Here is a 19727-nt window from a genome sequence, read left to right as displayed (position 1 = left end):
GTCAGAACCGGCCGGAAAGCCGCACCTGCACCGTGCGCGGCTGCACGATAGCCGCCTGCCCGGTCGTCCCGCTGAAGCCGAACGCGCTGCGATAGCCGGTGATCCCGCGCGAGTTCGAGACGTTGCGCACAATCGCATCAAGCGTGATGCCTGACAGCTCGATCCCCGCGCGCAGATCCCACGTGCTGTAGGCAGGCAGGCGCGGATTGCTGCTGAGCAGCGGTGGCACCGGGGCAATGAAATCGCCGTTGCGCCCGCCCACATAGGACCAGGTGGTTCCCAGCGTGGCCGTCGCCGAATCTGTCAGCGGAATTCGGTAGTCACCGCTCACCGTGCTGGTGAAGCGCGGCACGTAAGGCAGGTTCTGCCCCGCGCGGCCGCCGATGCCCGGCACATCCGAACGCAGTTTGGCTTCGACCGCGTTGCCCGACCACGCGATGGTCAGGTTCTTTTCGGGTCGCAGCGCGAGGGCCCACTCGATCCCCTGGCTGCGCGCGCGCCCGCCGTTGGTGGTGACGAACAGCGTCGGACCGCTTTGCGGCGTCACGGCACCCAGAACTTGCACGTCGGTCCAGTCGATCCGGTAGAGCGCCACATCGAACGCCAGCGGACCGATATCGCCCTTGGTGCCGACTTCATAGTTGACGGTGTTATCAGGCCGGAACCCGGACGGAATGCCATTCGTCCCCGCGCCCGGCACTGTCAGCGGACCACCCGGGCGATAGCCGGAGGCGATACGGCTATAGATCGAGATGCGGTCGGTCAGCGCGAAGCGCGGCGCCACCGAATAAGTGAACTTGTTTTCCTTCGAAACGAACGGGACAGTCCCCGAAATCGTCGGATCACCCGCACTTGGCGGGCCAGTGAACACGCCGGGGAAGTTCGTGACGACCCCGTCCTGCCTGATATCGGTATAGCGTCCGCCAAGCGAAAGCTCGAAGCGCCCCAGCTTGAACGTCACGTCGCCGAAGCCCGACCACTCGTTGTAGTTGGCATCGGTGCGCTGGGCGCCGAGCCCCAGCCCGCCGATGCCCGGAATGAAGGGCAGCACCGTCAGCACCTGCGAGGTATCCGCAGCCGAGCGCGTCACGAATTCCTGCCTGAACAGGACGTCCTCATAGGAATGGAACACGCCCACCTGCCAGGTCAGCCAGTCCGGCCCGACGCCCTTCTTGGAAGAAAGGCGCACTTCCTGGTTGAACTTCTGGTGATCGTTGTCCTGCACAAGCGGGAGCACGATCGGCTCGCCAAACAGCGGAGTGAATGCCATGCCGAGGGTGAAGAAAGGCGCGGCTGGCGTATTGCTGATATCAAAGCCCTGCCGCCGGCTCACCTTCACAAGGCTCGTCGAGCTGGTCAGGTCGGCAAAGCCGACGTCCCAGTCGATCACGCCGTTGATGAAGCGCGAGCGCGCGCGGTTGCCGCCCTGGAAGCCCTTGCGATCGCTCGGCGTGCCGCCGACGAGGTTGAACGACCGCGACGTCTCGTTGTTGGGCAGGGGCGAGCCGACCACCTCGACAACACCTTCTGCGCCGTATTCCTCGCTCTGGTAAGCCCCGGTCACGCGGATCGAGAGCCGATCCGTGGGCTTGGCCAGCAGCGATATGCGCCCACCGCGGCGATTGCCGCGGTTGACATCCTTCAGGCCGAGCAGCGGGTTGTCGATGTAGCCGGGCAGATCAAGGTAGTAGCCGAGCGCGCGAATCGCGAGCTTGTCGGTAATCAGCGGAATGTTCACCACCGCGCGAGCGTTAAAGGCGGTCTCACCCTGATTGACGGATTCGAGGCCGATTTCGGCTGCGGCACCTGCCTTTGCGAGATCGGGCTTCTTCGTCACGTACTTGAGCAGGCCGCCCTGCGCCGTCGCGCCGTAAAGCGTGCCCTGCGGCCCGCGCAGCACTTCCACGCGCTCCAGATCATAGGTCTCGAAGTTGGGCGTCACGGTCGAACCGTTGCTGAGCGCGCTGGTGGAGCTCAACACCACGTCGTCCATCATCGTTGCGACGCTGGCGCCCGCGCCGCCGGTGTTCTGGCCGCGCAGGATGAGGCGCACGTCGGTGCCGCCGCGATCGTCGATCGAGAAGCCCGGCACGAGTGCCGCAAAATCGCGGATGTCGGTCAGGGCGCGCTGTTCCAGCACATCGCCCGAAACCGCCGTCACCGCGGCCGGCACTTCGACCAGCGATTGCTCGCGCCGGCTCGCCGTCACCACGATTTCGTTCGTTGTCAGCTCATCGGTGGCAGCCGGCGCCGCGGCATGGGCTGCCGCCGCCCACAGACTCGTGCCCGAAAGCAAGGCCCCGAGGCCCACCAGTCGCATCGCCAGTCTCTTCGAACCTGCAATCGTCATGTCCCTGCCCCTTGCATTTACAAGTAACCTATATTGTAAGTGAGACATGGGCCGGTCAACTCAAATTTCGATATGCCTCCGCATTGGCGCTAAGTATGGCATAACTGCATCAGGCTTCTGGCCGCACCCGGAGGAAGAGAGACACGCGCCGTGAACAGCCAGACCCTAGCATTAGCGGGCAATCGCGCACCGGCGCCTCGACCGGCACGCCGCACCCAGGGCGAACGAAGTGCCGAAACGCGGCGCAAGATTCTCTCCTCTTCGGTCGAGCTGCTGCACCAGATCGGCTATGCCGGCGCGACAACGAGCCAGATTGCCAAGGCCGCGGGCGTCAGCCTCGGCGCGCTGCAGCACCAGTATCCGACCAAGGCGGGCCTCATGGCCGCCGTCGTGCGGCGTTTCGCCACCGAACGCTTTCTCGCCTATCGCCGGGCGCTGCGCGGGGTTCCGGAAGGACTGCCCCGGTTCCTCGCGCTGTCGAAGGCATCGTGGTCGCTGATCGGCACCAAGGAGCTCGTCGCGGCGATGGAAATCGAGCTTGCCATGCGCGACGATCCGGAGCTCGCCATGGCGATCGGCGATACGCTTTCACGCCACAGCGCTTTCGTGCGCCGTCTGCTCGCGCGCATACTGGAAGGGGTGATCAGCCCCGACGATCCGCGCGTCGAAACGGTGCGCCTGCTCAACAATGCGATCATGTTCGGCCTGACACTCGAATCGATTCGCGCGGTCTCCCCGGCGCAGATCGAGAAAGCGCTCGCGGCATGGGAACGCGCCATGGTCAGCCTGCTCACCGAACGCTGAGTCTGGGCGCGGCCTGCACGATATAGACGGCAGAGTCGAAGGCTCCGCGCCAAAACATCGTCATTGATACGCATGACGCGCAATTGACGCACCATGGTGCTGTTTCGGCGCAGACATTGCGCGGACAGCGCATGGCCTTTCCGCTATGATCTCCCGGTAATCCGAACCATGGGAGAACCGCGGTGAACGCCGAGGCGAAGACAACCGATCTGTTCGAAAATCCGCTCGGCCTCGACGGCTTCGAGTTCATCGAATTTTCCGCCCCCCAGCCCGGCCTGCTCGAACCCGTGTTCGCCGCGATGGGCTTCACCCACATCGCCAACCACCGCTCCAAGGCGGTGCAGCTCTGGCGGCAGGGCGGCATCAACCTGATCGCCAACTACGAACCGAAGAGCCCCGCCGCCTGGTTCGCCGCCGAGCATGGCCCCTCCGCCTGCGGCATGGGCTGGCGCGTGCGCAATGCGGCCGAAGCCTACCGCGTGGCGCTCGAACGCGGCGCGGAGCCGGTCGAAGTGCGCACCGGCCCGATGGAACTCAGCCTCCCCGCCATCCGCGGCATCGGCGGCGCGATCATCTACCTCATCGACCGCTACGAAGGCTCGCCGCTCGGCGATCTCTCGATCTACGATATCGATTTCGTTTACCTGCCCGGCGTCGACCGCCAGCCCAAGGGCGCGGGCTTCCACACGATCGATCACCTCACCCACAACGTCTACGGCGGCCGCATGGCGCATTGGGCCGCCTTCTACGAGCGCATCTTCAATTTCCGCGAGATCCGCTATTTCGACATCAAGGGCGAATACACCGGCCTCACCAGCCGCGCGATGACTGCGCCCGACGGCAAGATCCGCATCCCGCTCAACGAGGAGGCGAAAGCGGGCGGCGGGCAGATCGAGGAGTTCCTGCGCGCCTACAATGGCGAGGGCATCCAGCACATCGCCTTTGCCTGCGACGACCTCCTCGGCGCGTGGGACCGCCTCAAGGCGCTCGGCACCCCGTTCATGACCGCGCCGCCTGCGACATACTACGAGATGCTGGACGAGCGCCTGCCCGGCCACGGCGAACCTGTCGCAGAACTGCAGAAGCGCGGCATCCTGCTCGATGGATCGACCGAGGCGGGCGATCCGCGCCTCCTCCTCCAGATCTTCTCCGAAACGCAGATCGGCCCGGTCTTCTTCGAATTCATCCAGCGCAAGAAGGATGAAGGCTTCGGCGAGGGCAATTTCACCGCGCTGTTCCAGTCGATGGAGCGCGACCAGATGCGCCGCGGCGTGCTCACCGTGGAAGGAGCCGCCGCATGATCCCCCCCATCCAGCGCATCCACCATGTCGCGTACCGCTGCCGCGACGCGAAGGAGACCGTCGCCTGGTACGAGCGTGTGATGGGCATGCGCTATACCACCGCCTTTGCCGAGGACACCGTGCCCTCTACCGGCGAGCATGATCCCTACATGCACGTCTTCCTCGATTGCGGCGGCGGCAACGTGCTCGCCTTCTTCGAGCTGCCGAACCAGCCGGAAATGGGCAAGGACCCCAACACCCCCGCCTGGGTCCAGCACCTCGCCTTCGAAGTGGCGGACGAAGCCGCACTCCACGCTGCCAAGGCGCATCTGGAAGCGGAAGGCATCGACGTGCTCGGGCCGACCTACCACGGCATTTTCCGCTCGATCTATTTCTTCGATCCCAACGGCCACCGCCTGGAACTGGCCTGCAACATCGGCACGCCCGCGCAATATGCTGAACTCGAAACGCTCGCGCCGGTGATGCTAGAGGAATGGAGCCGCACCAAGCGCGCGCCGCGCCATGCCGAATGGCTGCACAAGGACCCGGATGCATGATCGACTACACCCACGATCCAGCCGCGCAAAGCTGGGTCGAGAGTGCCGAGGATCATCCCGAGTTTCCCGTCCAGAACCTGCCGCTCGGCGTGTTCATCCCGGCGGATGGCGATGCGCCGCGCATCGGGACAGCGATCGGGAACGCGATCCTCGATCTCAAGGCATTGGCGGCGACGGGATTGCTTCCCGATGCGCTTGGCGCAGCCCTCGCCGAACCGCGGCTCAACGCCCTGTTCGCCCTTCCGGCCGCCACACGGCAAACGCTGCGCCATGCACTGTTCGAGCTGCTGACCGATGCCGCGCAGGAAGAAACCGTCGCGCCGCACTTGCACCCTGCGGCGGACTGCCCCCTAACCCTGCCCTTCGCGATCGGCGATTACACCGATTTCTACGTCGGCATTCATCATGCGCGCGCCGTCGGTGCCCTGTTCCGGCCGGACAACCCGCTGCTGCCCAACTACCACCACGTTCCCATCGGCTATCATGGCCGGGCAAGCTCGGTGCAGGTCTGCGGCGCGCCGGTGTTTCGCCCCAACGGCCAGACGCTGGTCCCCGGCGCGATCAAGCCCACTTTCGGCCCGACCAAGCGGCTCGATTACGAACTGGAGCTCGGCCTGTGGGTCGCCGGCGCCAACCCGCTCGGCACACCCGTTCCGATCAGCACGGCGTGGGAACGGATCGGCGGCCTGTGCCTGCTCAACGACTGGTCCGCGCGCGATGTGCAGGCGTGGGAATACCAGCCGCTCGGCCCCTTCCTCGCCAAGAACTTCGCAACAACCGTCTCGCCCTGGGTGGTGACGCGCGAGGCGCTGGAACCCTTCCGCACCGCCCCCGCCCCGCGGACTGCGGGTGAACCCGATCCCCTGCCCTATCTGCGCGATCCCGCCGATGCGGCAACCGGCATGCTGGCCATCGACCTCGAAGTCCGGCTCGATACCGCCGCAATGCGCCGCGCCGGCTTGCCCGCACACCTGCTCTCGCGCAGCACGACCGGCGAGGCCATGCACTGGACCCCGGCGCAGCTCGTGACGCACCACACCAGTGGCGGTTGCAACCTTGCACCCGGCGACCTTCTTGGCACCGGCACATTGTCCGGACGCGATCCCGCCGCCTCGGGCAGCCTGCTTGAGCTCACACAGGGCGGACGCAACAGGATCGAGCTCCCCGGCGACGAGACGCGCACGTTCCTCGAGGACGGCGACCGCGTCACCCTGCGCGCCGCCGCGCGACGCGAAGGCTTTCGCACCATCGGTTTCGGGACCTGCGCAGGGATCGTCTTGCCATCGCCCGTGAACTGAGAACCGTGCCTTTTGACACTCTTCTCGCGCTGAGTTCAGGCCGAGGCAGCGCTCCGCTCAGCCTCGGCCTGCATCGCCTCGAGCGACATCGTCGGTGCCAGCTTCTCGCCGTCGGTGATCTTCCAGTTCTTGCCAGTGCCGCGCTGGTCCCAGTTGACCAAGGTGAAGTCGTCCTCCCAGCCGTTCTGATAGGCCCAGGCCGCAATCAGCGCCAGCAGGACCACCCGGAGAATGCCGCCGACAAGCCCCAGGGGCCCGCGCACGAAACCGCCTCTGTTCATCGTGGTGCCCTCCCATCGCGGCCGGTCTTGCGCGGCGCGCGCAAATCTGTTGGGTGTGCCGCGCCGTCCCGCCACCGGGGCAGGCAGGAGGAGCTGGCCGAGTGAGCGGAGATCCGGAGCAAGACGCGGACGCGGTGGCGTCGGCCCTGTTCACCGAAAGCGACAGGCTTGATCCCATGAGCACGCGCGCCGCGCGCACCACGCTGCGCGACAAGGCCTATCTCGATCTGCGCCGCATGCTCATGCTCGGCGGTTTTCAGGCCGGCACTGCGCTGCCTGTGCGCAAATTGTGCGAGGAACTCGATGCGGGCACCATGTCGGTGCGCGATGCCGTCCAGCGGCTTGCCGCCGAAGGCGCGCTCGAAGCGCTGCCCAACGGGCGGCTGCGCGTGCCGCTGCTTGGCCGTAGCGAAATCGAGGAGCTTTTTGCGCTGCGCATGCTGATCGAGCCGCATGCCGCCGCGCGCGCCGCCGAGGCGGTGACCCCACCGGCCATGGCCGCGCTCGATGCCGCGCTCGCCGCGCTCGAAGCCTTCGCCATCCCTGATGCGGTGGACGCCGCGCAGCTTGCCGCCAATCTCGCCTTTCACTTCGCGATCTACCGCATGCCCGGCTCGCCGCAGCTCTTGCAGATCATCGAGAATCTCTGGCTGCGCTTCGGCCCGCTGCTCAACGCCTTCATCGCCGCCAGCGACGGCGCGCAGACCTACCGCACCGAGCAGACCGTGCTGCATCGCCGCGTGGTCGAGGCGATCCGCATGCGCGATCCAGAATTCGCCCGCAGCGCGATGAAAGCGATCATCGAGCGCAGCCGCCTCGCCGCGCAGGAAATCGGCGTGCTCTGAAGGCGCGCTCGCACTGGAAGCGATCCGCGCGGGCCGCGAGGACCGCTTCCTCCTCGCGGTGGCCGAGACCGCGAAGTTCGCTGGCCAGCACGCGCGAACTGAAGCCGGTCGCCTTCACCTGGGAGGAACTGGCAGGCGCGGTGCAGAGCAAGCTGGCGCTGCAGCGCGGGCGCTAGAACGCATCGATCCGTGCCGCGCGCGCCGCCAGCCGCGCGCATCAGTCGGCGGCAGCCGGCCCGAACTCCCGGCGCAAGGCGGGTCCGTCGGCATCGAGCGAAGGTACCACCGTGGGCAGCGCCCCGGATCGCCCCGCCGGTCGCGGCAGCGTGAATGCGGCGGCGTGGACTTCGGCCGGCACCCGCCGCAACGCCGCATGCGCCGCGAGGTCTGCCACCTGCGAGACCCGGCCCCATGCAATCCGGTGCCTGTCCAGCAAGCCACTCGCCTCGGCCACAAGCAGCCCGGCGAAGGCAGCGCCAACAATCTGCCCCAGCGCCTCACGGTTGGCAACGCGGTCGGGGTTCGTCGCAAAGCGCGGATCGTGGGCCAGCGCCGCATCGCCCAGCACGCCCGCGCAGAACCGCTGCCATTCATCGGGCGACTGGATGGCAATCATCAGCGCGCCATCCCGGCAGGCATAGGCTGCATAAGGATAGATCGCCGCGTGTTCGAGGCCGTGCCGCCCGGTGACGCGACCGGCATGTTCCAGATGCAGCAGCGGCACCGCCATCCAGTCGGCCATAGCATCGAACATCGCCATCTCGATCGCCGCCCCGCGCCCGGTGCGCCCCCGCCCGATCAGCGCCTCGAGGATGGCGGCATGCGCGTTCATGCCCGTCGCGAGATCGGCAATCGAAACGCCCACTTTGGCCATGGCCTCGGGCGTGCCGGTAACAGCGCAGATGCCCGCTTCGGCCTGCACCAGCATGTCATAGGCCCGCATGTCGCGCGCGTCGGTCGATTGGCCATAGCCGCAGATGTCGAGCGCAATCAGACGCGGATGGCGCGCCACGAGCGCTGCCGCATCAAGCCCAAGCCGCGCCGCCGCCCCCGGCGCCAGGTTCTGGATAAACACGTCCGCCCGGCCCACCATGCGTTCGATCATCGCGCGGTCTGCGGACGCCTTCACATCGACGACCACGCTTTCCTTGCCCCGGTTGAGCCATGCGAAATAGGCCGAGGCCCCGCCGACCGCGCTGTCATAATGCCGCGCCGTCTCACCGCCCGCGCGCTCCAGCTTGATCACCCGCGCACCGCCGTCGGCGAGCTGGCGCGTGCACAGCGGCGCTGCCACCGCCTGCTCCAGCGCCACCACCAGCAGGCCTTCAAGCGCTCCGGTCATCAGTAGCTGCGCGGCAGGCCAAGCGCGTGCTCGGCAAGATAGGCAAGGACGAGGTTGGTCGAAATCGGCGCCACCTGATAGAGCCGCGTCTCGCGCAGCTTGCGCTCGACATCATACTCGGCGGCAAATCCGAAGCCGCCATGCGTCTGCACGCAGACATTGCCCGCTTCCCATGAAGCATCGGCAGCGAGCATCTTCGCCATGTTGGCCTCGGCCCCGGCATTGCCGCCCGCTTCATAGACTTCGGCAGCATGGTGCACCATCAGCTCGGCCGCGCGCATTGCGGCATAGGCCTTGGCGATGGGAAACTGCACGCCCTGGTTTGCACCGATCGGGCGGCCGAACACCTGCCGCTCGCCCGCATAGCGACTGGCGCGTTCGATGAACCACTTGGCATCGCCGATGCATTCGGCAGCGATCAGGATGCGTTCGGCGTTCATGCCCGAGAGGATATAGCGGAAGCCCTTCCCCTCTTCACCAATCAGATTGGCGGCGGGCACGGGCACGTCATCAAACCAGATCTCGGTCGTCGCATGGTTCATCATCGTGCGGATCGGGCGGATCTCCATGCCGTTGGCGCGGGCATGGGCCATGTCGACAAGGAACACCGAAAGCCCCTCAGCCTTGCGGGCCACCTCCTCACGCGGGGTGGTGCGCGCGAGGAGGATCATGAGGTCGGAATGTTCGGCCCGACTGGTCCACACTTTCTGGCCACTAACGCGGTAGGTATCGCCCTCCCGCCGCGCGAAAGTGCGCAGCGAGAGCGTATCCGTGCCGCTGGCCGGCTCAGTCACGCCGAAGGCTTGCAGGCGCAGCTCGCCGCGCGCGATGGGGGGCAGATAGCGCTCCTTCTGCGCCTCGCTGCCGTGCCGCAGCAGCGTGCCCATTGTGTACATCTGCGCATGGCAGGCCGATCCATTGCACCCTGCGCGCTGCACTTCCTCGAGGATCGCGCAGGCCGCCGAAAGCGGCAGGCCGGAGCCGCCATATGCCTCAGGGATCAGTGCGGCGAGGAAGCCACTGTGGGTGAGCGCCGCCACAAACTCGGTCGGATAGGCCATCCGCGCATCGAGATCGCGCCAGTAGCTGCCGGGGTAATCGGCGCACAGCGCGGCGACCGCAGCGCGGATATCGGAATAATCGGGCTGTACCATGGCCGCGCCTCTAGCGCCCGCACGCCACCACCACAAAGACGAAGTCATGCCAGTCAGCTATAGCAATCCGGCATAGCTGCTTGGTCCAGATGTTGCGAGACGGAGCTGGCGCGCGCGGTATTCTTGCGCGTCATGAACATGACCCAGACCCTCGAAGCGGGCACAGCCTGGCCCGACCAGCTCTACGCCCGGCTGCGCGCGGCCAACGTCACCCATGCCAACTACGTGCCCGATGCCGGCCATACGCAGCTGATCAAGCTGCTCCATGCCGACGAGGCGGTGACCGCCACGGTCCTCACCACCGAAGAGGAAGGCATCGCCATCGCGGCCGGCGCCTGGCTCGGCGGCAAGCGCAGCGCCATCCTCATGCAATCGAGCGGCGTGGGCAACTGCATCAACATGCTCTCGCTACCCGTGATCGCCCGTATCCCCCTGCTGATGCTGGTGACGATGCGCGGCGAATGGGGCGAGTTCAATCCGTGGCAGGTCCCGATGGGGCAAGCCACCGAAGCCGCCCTGCGCGCGGTCGGCGTCCGCGTGTTCCGCGCCGATAGCGCCGAGGAATTGCTGGCGATCGTGCCCGCAGCCCTTGTCGAGGCCTTTGATGCCGACCAGCAGATCGCCATCCTGATCGGCCAGCGCGTGATGGGAGAAAAGAAGTGGTAGCCCCGCTCGACCGGCGCGCGGTCGTGGCCGAACTGCTGCGGGAACGTGGAGACCTCCTCGTCGTCACCGGCCTCGGCTCAGCGAGCTACGACGTCCACGCGGCAGGCGACGACGCGCGCAACTACTACCTCTGGGGCGCCATGGGCAGCGCCGCGCTCGTCGGCCTCGGCCTCGCGCAAGCGCAGCCGAACCGCCGCGTGCTGGTGATCACCGGCGACGGCGAGCAGCTGATGGGCCTCGGCGGCCTAGCCACCATCGCCATCGCGCGGCCCGCCAACCTTGCCATCGTCGTCATCGACAACGGCCATTTCGGCGAAACCGGCATGCAGACCAGCCACACCGGCCTCGGCCTGCGGCTCGATGACGTGGCCTCGGCGTGCGGTTTCCCCCGCGTCGATCGCGCCGAGACCATGGAAGACGTCGCCGCCATCCGCGACTTGCTCCATGCCCCGCAAGCCGGGCCGCACCTCGCCGTCGTCACCGTCAAGGCGGAGAACCTCCCCCGCTCGCTCCCCCCGCGCGATGCGGTGCATATCAAGAACCGCTTCCGCGCTACGCTGGGCCTCGCGACTGCATGAGCGCGCTGCCAGTCTTCCGCAACACCGTCGGCGGACGCGAAGTGGAGGCGTCCGCTCTGTTCGAGAGCATCGATCCCTATACAACGCAGGCTTGGGCGCAGATTCCGGACGACGGTGCGGAGGAAGTGGACGCCGCCGTTGCCGCCGCCAGACAGGCTTTCGGGCAAGGCGAATGGCCTGCCCTCACCCCCTCGGCGCGCGGACGCCTGCTCTACCGCCTCGCCGATCTGATCGCCGAAAACGCCGATCGCCTCGCCGCCCTCGAAACGCGCGACAACGGCAAGCTTATCGTCGAGACGCGCGCCCAGCTGCGCTATCTCCCCGAATGGTTCCGCTATTTCGGCGGGCTCGCGGACAAGATCGAAGGCCGCGTCCTGCCCATCGACAAGCCGGGCATGGTCGCATGGACGCGCCGCGAGCCGCTCGGTGTGGTCGCCGCGATCCTGCCGTGGAACTCGCCGCTGCAATTGCTCTCGTGGAAACTCGCCCCATTGCTGGCGGCGGGCAACACGGCGGTGATCAAACCCTCCGAGCACGCCAGCGCCTCGACTCTCGCATTCGTGAAGCTGTTTGCCGAAGCCGGCTTCCCGGCGGGCGTCGTCAACACCGTCACCGGCTTCGCGGACCGCGCGGGCAAGCGGCTCGTGTCGCACCCCGATGTTGCCAAGATCGCGTTCACTGGCGGCGAGGCGGGCGGCATCGCGGTCTATCACGCCGCCGCGGCTGGGCTGAAGCGCGTGACACTTGAACTCGGCGGCAAGTCGGCGCAGATCGTCTTCGCCGATGCCGATCTCGATGCGGCGGCCAATGGCGTCGTCGCGGGCATCTTCGCGGCTTCCGGACAGACCTGCGTGGCGGGTTCGCGCCTGCTTGTCGAACGCAAGGTCCATGATGTCTTTGTTAGAAAGCTGGTCGAGCTTGCCAGTCCGGCCCGGCTCGGCGATCCCGCGGATGAGAGCACGCAGATCGGCCCGATCACCACCGCCGCGCAGCACCGCCGCGTGCTGGATCACATCGCCTCGGCCCGCGGCGAAGGCGCGCAGGTCATGCTGGGCGGCGGTGCCGATCAAGGCTGGTTCGTCCGCCCGACGATCCTCACCGGCGCCACCAACACCATGCGCATCGCGCGCGAGGAAGTGTTCGGCCCGGTGCTCGCGGTGATCCCCTTCGATGACGAAGCGGAGGCTTTCGCGCTCGCCAACGACACGCCCTACGGCCTCGCTGCCGGGCTTTGGACCAGCGACACCGCGCGCGTGTTCCGCGGCACCGAAGCGCTGCAGGCGGGCACGCTCTGGATCAACACCTACCGCGCTGTCAGCTATCTCGCGCCCTTCGGCGGCTACAAGCGCAGCGGCATCGGGCGGGAGAACGGGCAGGAAGCCATCGACGCCTATCTCCAGACCAAGACGGTGTGGATCGACCCCATGGCCCGCGTCGCCAATCCCTTTGCCATTCGCTAGGGGCATAGCATGACCAGCCCACGCATCGTCATCATCGGCGGCGGCATCATCGGCAGCCTCACCGCGCGGGCGCTGTGCCGCGAGGGGCTGACCGACGTCACCGTGATCGAACGCGATCCCACATACCGCTTCTCCTCCACCGCACTTTCCGCCGCCTCGATCCGCACCCAGTTCGGCTGCCCCGTCAATGTCGAGCTCAGCCTTTATGGCGCGCAGTTCCTCAAGGGCGTGAAAGCCGAGCTTGGTGAGGATGCCGAGATCGACTTTGTCGAAGGCGGCTATCTGATCCTCGGCGATGCGCGGACCGAAGCGGCCCGCCGCGAGGCCCTTGCCATGCAGCGCGGCCTCGGCGCTATGGTCGAAGACTTCGGGCCGGATGCCTGCGCCGCCGCTTTCCCGTGGCTCTCCACCGATGACATCGCCATCGCCACGCTTGGCCGCCAGAACGAAGGCTGGTTCGATGCGTGGAGCCTGCTGCAAGCGGCGCGGCGTGCAGCCATTGCGGGCGAGGCCCGCTTCGTGCAGGCCGAGGCCAGCGGATTCATCACCGAGGGTGCACGCATCACCGGCGTGCGCGCCGACGGCGCCATCCACCCTTGCGACTGGGTCATCAACGCTGCCGGCCCCGGATCCGGCGCGGTGGCTCGCCTGCTCGGCATCGACCTCCCCGTCCGCCCGCGCAAGCGCACCGTGTTCCAGTTCAAGGCCCCGCTCGCCGGTGCCGGGATGCCCATGCTGTTCGATATTTCCGGAGCATGGATGCGGCCCGAGGGCGATGGATTCATCGGCGGCATCCAGCCCGACGAGGCGAACGATCCCGATGCGGACGGCGATTTCGAGCCCGACCACGCGCTGTTCGAAGACCGCCTCTGGCCCCTCCTCGCCGCCCGCGTCCCCGCGCTCGAACAACTGCGCCTCGTCCGCGCCTGGGCGGGGCACTACGAGATGTGCCTGTTCGATCACAACGGCGTGATCGGCCCCCATCCGGACATGGCCAACCTCGTCTTCGCCACCGGCTTTTCCGGCCACGGCGTGATGCATGCCCCGGGCACCGCGCGCGGTGTTGCGGAATGGATCGCGCATGGGCACTACCGCACCATCGATCTCTCCCCGCTCGGGTTTGGCCGGATCGCCGCGAACCGGCCGATGCCCGAAAGCGCGATCTACTGACGGAACCACCTGCCATGCGATTCAAGGGCAAGACCGCCATCGTCACCGGCGCCGCACGCGGCATCGGCCTCGCCTGCGCGCGCCGCTTTGCCGAGGAGGGCGCAACGGTCGTGCTCTCCGATATCGACGAAGAAGGGCTCGCAGCCTCCGTCACAGAGCTGGCTGCAGAGGGCTTCGACGTCCACGCCATCCGGGCCGATGTCAGCGTGATCGCCGATATTGACGCGCTCGTCGCGCAGACGGTCGAACGCTTCGGCCACCTCGACATCATGCTCAACAACGCCGGGATCGCGATCACCAAGGACTTCATGACCGTCACCCCGGAAGACTATGACCGCGTGCTCGGCATCAACTTGCGCGGCGCCTTCTTCGGCGTGCAGGCGGCGGCGCGCGTCATGATCGCGGCGGGGCGCGGCGGGGTGATCCTCAACATGTCGTCGATCAATTCGCGCATGGCGAACCCTTCGGTGGCGACCTATGCCATTTCCAAGGGCGGCCTCAATCAGGTGACCGGCACCGCCGCCGTCGCACTCGCGCCCCACGGCATCCGCGTGTGCGGCATCGGCCCCGGCACCATCGCCACCCCGATGCTCAGCATGGGCTTCCTCACCAATGAGGAACAGCGCCGCATGATCCTCTCGCGCACCCCCGCCGGCAGGCTTGGCGAAGCGAGCGAAGTCGCCGCCGTTGCCGCCTTCCTCGCCAGCGACGATGCCTCCTACATGACCGGGCAGACGGTCTACCCGGACGGCGGGCGCATGATCCTCAACTATGTCGTGCCGGTGGCCGAAGATGCCTGAGGCAACCCTGTTCCGCCGCATGCACCACGTCTGCATCGTGGTGCACGATATCGCGGCTGCCGAGGCTTATTACACCTCGGTCGGCATCGGCCCATGGCATGATTACCCTCCGCTCGACCAATACACCGAACTCGAAGTGCCCAGCCGCGAGGGCTTCATGGGCATGAAGTATCGCTACGCCGATATCGACAACCTCCAGATCCAGCTCTGCCAGCCGCCGGAAATCGACTGCCCGCAGCGCCGTTTTCTCGACGAGAAAGGCGAAGGCGTGTTCCACTTGGGCTTCGAAGTGCCGGACCTTGCCTTGGCGGAACAGCAGGCCGCCAGCGTCGGCACGACGCCCCTGATGCGCGGCAGGCGAGACAACGGCAGCGGCTTCACCTATTTCGATACGGCCCATGCCGCTGGCGTGGTCCTCGAAGTCCGGAAAAGCGCCGATGTCTGATCTCAAGGCCCGCACGATCGATCTCAATTCCGACCTTGGCGAAGGTTACGGCCCGTGGGTCATGGGCGATGACAAGGCCATGCTGGATATCGTCACCAGCGCCAACATTGCCTGTGGCGGCCACGCCAGCGACCCCGAAACGATGTTCCGCACGCTCACCTGGGCGAAGGAGCGCAATATCACCGTCGGCGCGCACCCCAGCTATCCCGACAAGGAAGGCTTCGGGCGCCGCCGCCTGCCCTTCCCCTCGCCCGAAGTCGAACGCTTCGTCGCCGCGCAGACGGGCGCGCTGATCGCCATCGCCGCGCTGGCAGGCACGCGCGTCTCCTATGTCAAACCCCACGGCGCGCTCGGCAATGTCGCGAGCGAGGACCGTGCCATCGCCGAAGCCATTGTCCGCGCCGTCCGCGCCATCGACAGCAAGCTCGCGATCCTCGCCATCTCCGGCACCGTGCTGGAACAGGTCGCCCGCGATGCCGGCCTGCGCGTCTACAGCGAGATCTTTGCCGACCGCGGCTATACCCCCGCCGGCAACCTCGTGCCCCGCGGCCAGCCCGGTGCGATGATCGACGATTATGGCGCCGCCGCCGCGCGCCTGCTGACATGGCTCGAGACCGGCCTGATGCCCACGGTCGGCGGCGATCCGGTCCGGCTTGCGGGCCATTCGATCTGCGTGCACGGCGATGATCCCCATGCCGTCGTCATGGCCAAGGCGATCCGCACCGCGCTGACTGGTCGCGGGATCACGGTCGCCCCTTTCCTCGCCTGATGGCGCCCGCACCCGCTGTCCGGCCCATCGGCGAGAGCGCCGTCCTGATCGATTTCGGCGGCGAGATCAGCGTGGCAACCAACGAACGCGTCGTCGCGCTCGACCGCGCCCTTGCCGCAGCGCCGCCGCTCGGCATGGTCGAGACCGTGCCCGCCTATGTCGCGCTGATGATCGTGTTCGATCCCTTGGTCACCGAAGGCGACCACATCGCCGCCCACGCCCTCACCCTCCTTGAAACGGCTGCGACAGAACAGCGCACCCCGCGCGAGCACGTGATCCCCATCCGCTACACTGCCGCCCCCGATCTTGAAGCCGTGGCCACCGCCACCGGCCTCACGCCCGAAGAGGTCATCGCCCGGCATCTCGACGGGGAATACCGCGTCTTCATGTACGGCTTCGGCCCGGGCTACGCCTATCTCGGCGGCGTCCCCCACGCGCTGCAAGTGCCGCGCAAGCCCCGCGCCGAGCGCGGCCATCCGGTTGGCAGCGTGATCATCGCAGGCCCCCAGTGCCTGATCACCACGCTGCCGATGCCGACCGGCTGGTGGGTCATCGGCCATACCGATGCGGTCATCCTCGATTCCGTCCGCGCGCAGCCGTTCCTGTTCGATCCGGGCGATGTGATCCGCTTCCGCCGCGCCGAGAACTGATGAACGCCCGCATCGTCTTCGAGGCCGCCGGGCCGCTGACCACGATCCAGGACCGGGGCCGCACCGGCGTCATGCGCTTCGGCGTGCCTCCTTCCGGCCCGGTCGATCGCCTCGCCTTTGCCGCCTCGCTCGCCGCCACCGGCGCTGCCGATGGCTGGGCCTTCGAACTCTCGCATGGCGGCGGCATCGTGATCTGCGAGGAGGGTGAAATCGGCTTCGCGCTCTGCGGCGGCGGCTTTATCGGCGATATCGATGGCGACGAACCGCAGGCCTGGCGCGTTGGCACGCTCCGCCGCGGCCAGCGCCTGCGCGTGCGTGCCGGAGCCGGGAACTGGGCCTACCTCGCTTTCGCCGGGCAACATGCCGCACCCCGCTGGCTGGGCAGCAGCGCAACCCATGCCACCTCCGGGCTCGGCGGCGGGCCCATCACCGCCGGCATGGCGTTCGATTTCACCGCCCCGCGCCCGCTCGAAGCCTGCATCCTGCCTCCGCCCCCCTCAGCCGAAGTCCCCGACCGGTTTGCCGTTGTCCTCGGCCCGCAAGACCGCCACTTTCCGGCCGAAGCCATCGCCCAGCTCACGCAGGCACCCTTCACCGCCACCGCCCGGTTCGACCGGATGGGACGCGTGCTCGGCGGCCCGCCGCTGGTGCCCGCCTCGATCGCCATGCCCAGCGAACCGGCGCTGCGCGGCTGCCTGCAGGCCGATGGCGATGGCGGCCTCACTGTGCTCCTCGCCGATCACCAGACCACCAGCGGCTATCCGAAGATCGCCACAATGATCGGCCCCGATATCGACCGGCTGGCACAAGTACCCGCCGGTCACGCGTTCCACTTCGAGGTGATCGATGCGCCCGAAGCCCTGCGCCGCACCCGCGCCGCCGCTTCTGCGCACGAGGCATGGCGCCGCGCGCTCGCCGCGCCGGGGCGGCTTGATGAGCGGCTGTGGTCGAACAATCTCGTCGATGGCTTCATCGATGCGACCCGGCCATAAAGGGAATCGACTCCCGATGCGGCATCCATAACAAGGCGGCATGGATCTCCGGCAGCTCAGAACCTTCCGCGCCGTCGCCGAACTCGGCAGCCTCAGCCGCGCGTCGGACAAGCTGCGCGTGGCCCAGCCCGCGCTCAGCCGCCAGATCCGCCTGCTCGAACACGAACTGCGCACCCCGCTGTTCGTGCGCCACGGCCGCGGCATGGTGCTGACCGACGCGGGGCGCATCCTGCTGGACCGCACCGCCGGTCTCGTCCACCGGCTGGAGCAGGCCCGCGCCGATGTGCTGGCTTGCTCCGGCAACCCCGGCGGCCGGGTGATCATCGGCATGGTCCCCACCGTCGGCGGCACGCTCGCCGCCAGCCTCGTCCAGCGCGTTGTCGAACAGCTCCCCGGTGTCGAGCTGCGCCTTGTCGAGGCCTACGGCAGCTATCTCACCGAATGGCTCTACAAGGGCGAAATCGATCTCGCGGTGGTCTATGGGCCGCAGCAGAACGTCCACTTGCGCACCATCGCGCTTCGGCAGGACGAGCTTCACCTCGTCAGCGCGCCCGGCGGCTGGCTCGACGGGCGCGACACGGTGACGCTCGATCAGCTAGAAGGCCGGCCGTTGGTGCTGCCCAGCGCGCCACATGCCCTGCGCGTCCTCATCGAAAAGGCGTTTGCCGAAGCCGACGTCCCGCTGGTGGTGCGGGTCGAGGCCGATTCCTTCCAGCCGCTGGTCGAAGTGGCGATGAGCGGGGTCGGCAGCACATTCCTGCCGCACTACGCCGTCGCGCGCCTGATCGAGCGGGGCCTGCTCGTGTCGGCCCGGATCGAACCTGCGCTGCTGCGCGAAATCGTGCTGGCGCTCCCGGCCCGGCATCTCGAATTCTCCGCCTCGCGCGCGGTGGCAGATATCATCCAGCAAATCGTCACGGAGATCTGATGTGAACGCGGTGCCCGGCACGCAGGACGACGAGGCGGATCTTCCGCGCATCGATGTCGACGCCCTGATCGATGCAGGCCGCTGGAGCGCATACCAGAAGCGTGTGCTGGCGCTCTGCACCGCAGCGATCCTGCTCGACGGGATGGACAACCAGATCCTCGGCTTTGCCATGCCCGCGCTGATGAAGGCCTGGCATCTTCCGCGGGAAAGCTTCGTGCCGGTGATCGTCGCGGGGCTGCTCATCATGTCGATCGGCACTGGCCTTGGCGGCTGGCTCGGAGACCGGGCCGGACGGCGCCCCACGCTGGTCAGCGCAGTGGGACTGTTCGGGCTGACCACGGCACTATCGGCCTTTGCCGATGACCTGCCCATGCTCGCCGCTTGCCGCTTCCTCTCCACGCTTGCGCTCGGCGCCGCACTGCCGAATGCGACGGCGCTGGTCTCCGAATTCTCCCCGGCCAGCCGCCGCAGTCTCTCGGTCTCGATCGGCATGATTGCGATCGTGCTCGGCGGCCTCGTCGGCGGCGCGCTCTCCGCATGGCTGCTGCCCGCTTATGGCTGGCGCATGCTGTTCCTCACTGCCGGTGTTCTGACCCTGGCCGTGACGGGTGCGCTGATCGCACTTCTCCCGGAATCGCCGCGCTTCCTGAGGCATCGGCCGCGCCGCCGCGCCGAACTCGGGCGCGTGCTGCGCGCCGCAGGGCTGGATGTTCCGGCCCGCTTTGCGCCGGAAATCCCGGCGGCCGAGACAGCCACAGGTGGTATGAAGGCGCTGTTCCGGCCGCCGCTGCTGCGCGATACGCTCGCGCTCTCGGCGGCTTTCCTGTTCGGCCTGCTCGGCAATTACCTCGTGTTCAACTGGGGCCCGACGATGCTTGCGGCGCTCGGCTATGATCTTGCCGTGTCCTCGCTTGGCGCCGGTGCGTTCAATCTCGGCGGGATTGTCGGCGCGCTGGTCGGATCACGGATGATGGACCGCTACGGCCTGCGCCCGCCGATGCTGGTGATGGCGGTCCTCGGCTGCGTCTGCACCATGGCGATCGGTCCGCTGCTGTCCGGCGGCCTGCATCCCACCTCGCTCGTCGTGCTGGGCTTTGCCGCAGCCGGTGTCTTCGTCTCCGGGCTGCAGATCATGCTGTTCTCGCTCGCGGTGACCGCCTTTCCTGCCGCCATCCGCGCGCAAGGGCTGGGCATCACGCTGTCGCTCGGCCGCATCGGTGCTGTCGCCGGTTCCGGCATGGGCGCAATCATCGTCGCGGCGGGAATCGTGCCGTTCTTTGCCGTGCTCGGCCTGTCCTGCCTCGCGATCGGCATCGCCGTCCTGCTTGTGCAGCCTCGAACCGGCTCCTGAGGCGAAA

At 67.4% G+C, this 19727-nt stretch carries 20 protein-coding genes; 16 read left to right on the top strand and 4 right to left on the bottom strand.

The window, feature by feature from the left end:
• Position 1: 1 nt before the first annotated feature.
• A complete protein-coding gene (locus K5Q19_RS19345) occupies positions 2-2350 on the bottom strand; it encodes a TonB-dependent receptor (protein WP_292948560.1) in 2349 nt (782 codons plus the stop codon).
• Positions 2351-2500: 150 nt separating this feature from the next.
• On the opposite strand from K5Q19_RS19345, the gene K5Q19_RS19340 reads away from it, so the two are divergent.
• The 4 genes from K5Q19_RS19340 to fahA all read left to right on the top strand — a co-directional run bounded on the left by K5Q19_RS19340 (position 2501) and on the right by fahA (position 6289).
• Positions 2501-3154, top strand: coding sequence for a TetR/AcrR family transcriptional regulator (locus K5Q19_RS19340; protein WP_292948558.1), 654 nt, complete (start codon positions 2501-2503; stop codon positions 3152-3154).
• Between the two features lie 182 nt (positions 3155-3336).
• On the top strand, positions 3337-4455 hold the full coding sequence (gene hppD, locus K5Q19_RS19335) for a 4-hydroxyphenylpyruvate dioxygenase (RefSeq protein ID WP_292948556.1): 1119 nt from the start codon (positions 3337-3339) through the stop codon (positions 4453-4455).
• Entirely contained in the window at positions 4452-4991 is a 540-nt protein-coding gene (locus tag K5Q19_RS19330; RefSeq protein ID WP_292948554.1) for a VOC family protein, read from the top strand. Before hppD ends, K5Q19_RS19330 begins: the two co-directional genes overlap by 4 nt.
• The gene (gene fahA, locus K5Q19_RS19325; RefSeq protein WP_292948552.1) at positions 4988-6289 is read left to right on the top strand and encodes a fumarylacetoacetase; all 1302 of its coding nucleotides are present in this window, start codon (positions 4988-4990) and stop codon (positions 6287-6289) included. The genes K5Q19_RS19330 and fahA overlap by 4 nt, the downstream gene beginning before the upstream one ends.
• Positions 6290-6324: 35 nt before the next feature.
• Here fahA and K5Q19_RS19320 read toward each other — a convergent pair whose 3' ends face one another.
• Positions 6325-6570, bottom strand: coding sequence for a hypothetical protein (locus K5Q19_RS19320; protein WP_292948550.1), 246 nt, complete (start codon positions 6568-6570; stop codon positions 6325-6327).
• Positions 6571-6671: 101 nt separating this feature from the next.
• Here K5Q19_RS19320 and K5Q19_RS19315 point away from each other — a divergent pair, with 101 nt between their 5' ends.
• Complete coding sequence (locus K5Q19_RS19315; RefSeq protein ID WP_292948548.1) at positions 6672-7415, top strand: GntR family transcriptional regulator; 744 nt, start codon at positions 6672-6674, stop codon at positions 7413-7415.
• 217 nt (positions 7416-7632) lie between these two features.
• On the opposite strand, the gene K5Q19_RS19310 is transcribed toward K5Q19_RS19315, so the two are convergent.
• A complete protein-coding gene (locus K5Q19_RS19310; RefSeq protein ID WP_292948546.1) occupies positions 7633-8757 on the bottom strand; it encodes a CaiB/BaiF CoA-transferase family protein in 1125 nt (374 codons plus the stop codon).
• Positions 8757-9911 carry an acyl-CoA dehydrogenase family protein gene (locus K5Q19_RS19305; protein ID WP_292948544.1) on the bottom strand — a complete coding sequence of 385 codons (1155 nt, stop codon included), beginning with the start codon at positions 9909-9911 and terminating at the stop codon, positions 8757-8759. The genes K5Q19_RS19310 and K5Q19_RS19305 overlap by 1 nt, the downstream gene beginning before the upstream one ends.
• A gap of 138 nt (positions 9912-10049) precedes the next feature.
• On the opposite strand from K5Q19_RS19305, the gene K5Q19_RS19300 reads away from it, so the two are divergent.
• From K5Q19_RS19300 to K5Q19_RS19250, 11 genes are read left to right on the top strand one after another with little or no spacing between them, the layout of a single operon-like run.
• Positions 10050-10577 (top strand): thiamine pyrophosphate-binding protein, encoded by a 528-nt coding sequence (locus K5Q19_RS19300; protein WP_292948542.1) that lies wholly within the window; start codon positions 10050-10052, stop codon positions 10575-10577.
• Positions 10571-11155 carry a thiamine pyrophosphate-dependent enzyme gene (locus K5Q19_RS19295; protein ID WP_292948540.1) on the top strand — a complete coding sequence of 195 codons (585 nt, stop codon included), beginning with the start codon at positions 10571-10573 and terminating at the stop codon, positions 11153-11155. Before K5Q19_RS19300 ends, K5Q19_RS19295 begins: the two co-directional genes overlap by 7 nt.
• Positions 11152-12615, top strand: a complete 1464-nt coding sequence (locus K5Q19_RS19290; protein ID WP_292948538.1) for an aldehyde dehydrogenase — start codon at positions 11152-11154, stop codon at positions 12613-12615. The genes K5Q19_RS19295 and K5Q19_RS19290 overlap by 4 nt, the downstream gene beginning before the upstream one ends.
• Before the next feature lie 9 nt (positions 12616-12624).
• Positions 12625-13785, top strand: coding sequence for an FAD-binding oxidoreductase (locus K5Q19_RS19285; RefSeq protein ID WP_292948536.1), 1161 nt, complete (start codon positions 12625-12627; stop codon positions 13783-13785).
• Positions 13786-13799: 14 nt separating this feature from the next.
• Positions 13800-14585: an SDR family oxidoreductase gene (locus tag K5Q19_RS19280; RefSeq protein ID WP_292948534.1), complete on the top strand. Its 786-nt coding sequence runs from the start codon at positions 13800-13802 to the stop codon at positions 14583-14585.
• Positions 14578-15030, top strand: a complete 453-nt coding sequence (locus K5Q19_RS19275; RefSeq protein ID WP_292948532.1) for a VOC family protein — start codon at positions 14578-14580, stop codon at positions 15028-15030. The genes K5Q19_RS19280 and K5Q19_RS19275 overlap by 8 nt, the downstream gene beginning before the upstream one ends.
• The gene (locus K5Q19_RS19270; protein ID WP_292948530.1) at positions 15023-15799 is read left to right on the top strand and encodes a 5-oxoprolinase subunit PxpA; all 777 of its coding nucleotides are present in this window, start codon (positions 15023-15025) and stop codon (positions 15797-15799) included. Before K5Q19_RS19275 ends, K5Q19_RS19270 begins: the two co-directional genes overlap by 8 nt.
• Positions 15799-16449 carry an allophanate hydrolase subunit 1 gene (locus K5Q19_RS19265; protein WP_292948528.1) on the top strand — a complete coding sequence of 217 codons (651 nt, stop codon included), beginning with the start codon at positions 15799-15801 and terminating at the stop codon, positions 16447-16449. The genes K5Q19_RS19270 and K5Q19_RS19265 overlap by 1 nt, the downstream gene beginning before the upstream one ends.
• Complete coding sequence (locus K5Q19_RS19260) at positions 16449-17441, top strand: hypothetical protein (protein ID WP_292948526.1); 993 nt, start codon at positions 16449-16451, stop codon at positions 17439-17441. Before K5Q19_RS19265 ends, K5Q19_RS19260 begins: the two co-directional genes overlap by 1 nt.
• A gap of 40 nt (positions 17442-17481) precedes the next feature.
• The gene (locus K5Q19_RS19255) at positions 17482-18369 is read left to right on the top strand and encodes a LysR family transcriptional regulator (protein WP_292948524.1); all 888 of its coding nucleotides are present in this window, start codon (positions 17482-17484) and stop codon (positions 18367-18369) included.
• 1 nt (position 18370) lies between these two features.
• On the top strand, positions 18371-19720 hold the full coding sequence (locus K5Q19_RS19250; protein WP_292948522.1) for an MFS transporter: 1350 nt from the start codon (positions 18371-18373) through the stop codon (positions 19718-19720).
• Positions 19721-19727: the final 7 nt, after the last annotated feature.

Origin of the sequence: Novosphingobium sp., assembly GCF_019748365.1 — a bacterium.
Lineage (GTDB): Bacteria > Pseudomonadota > Alphaproteobacteria > Sphingomonadales > Sphingomonadaceae > Novosphingobium.
This window is presented reverse-complemented; position numbering and strand designations above follow the sequence as displayed.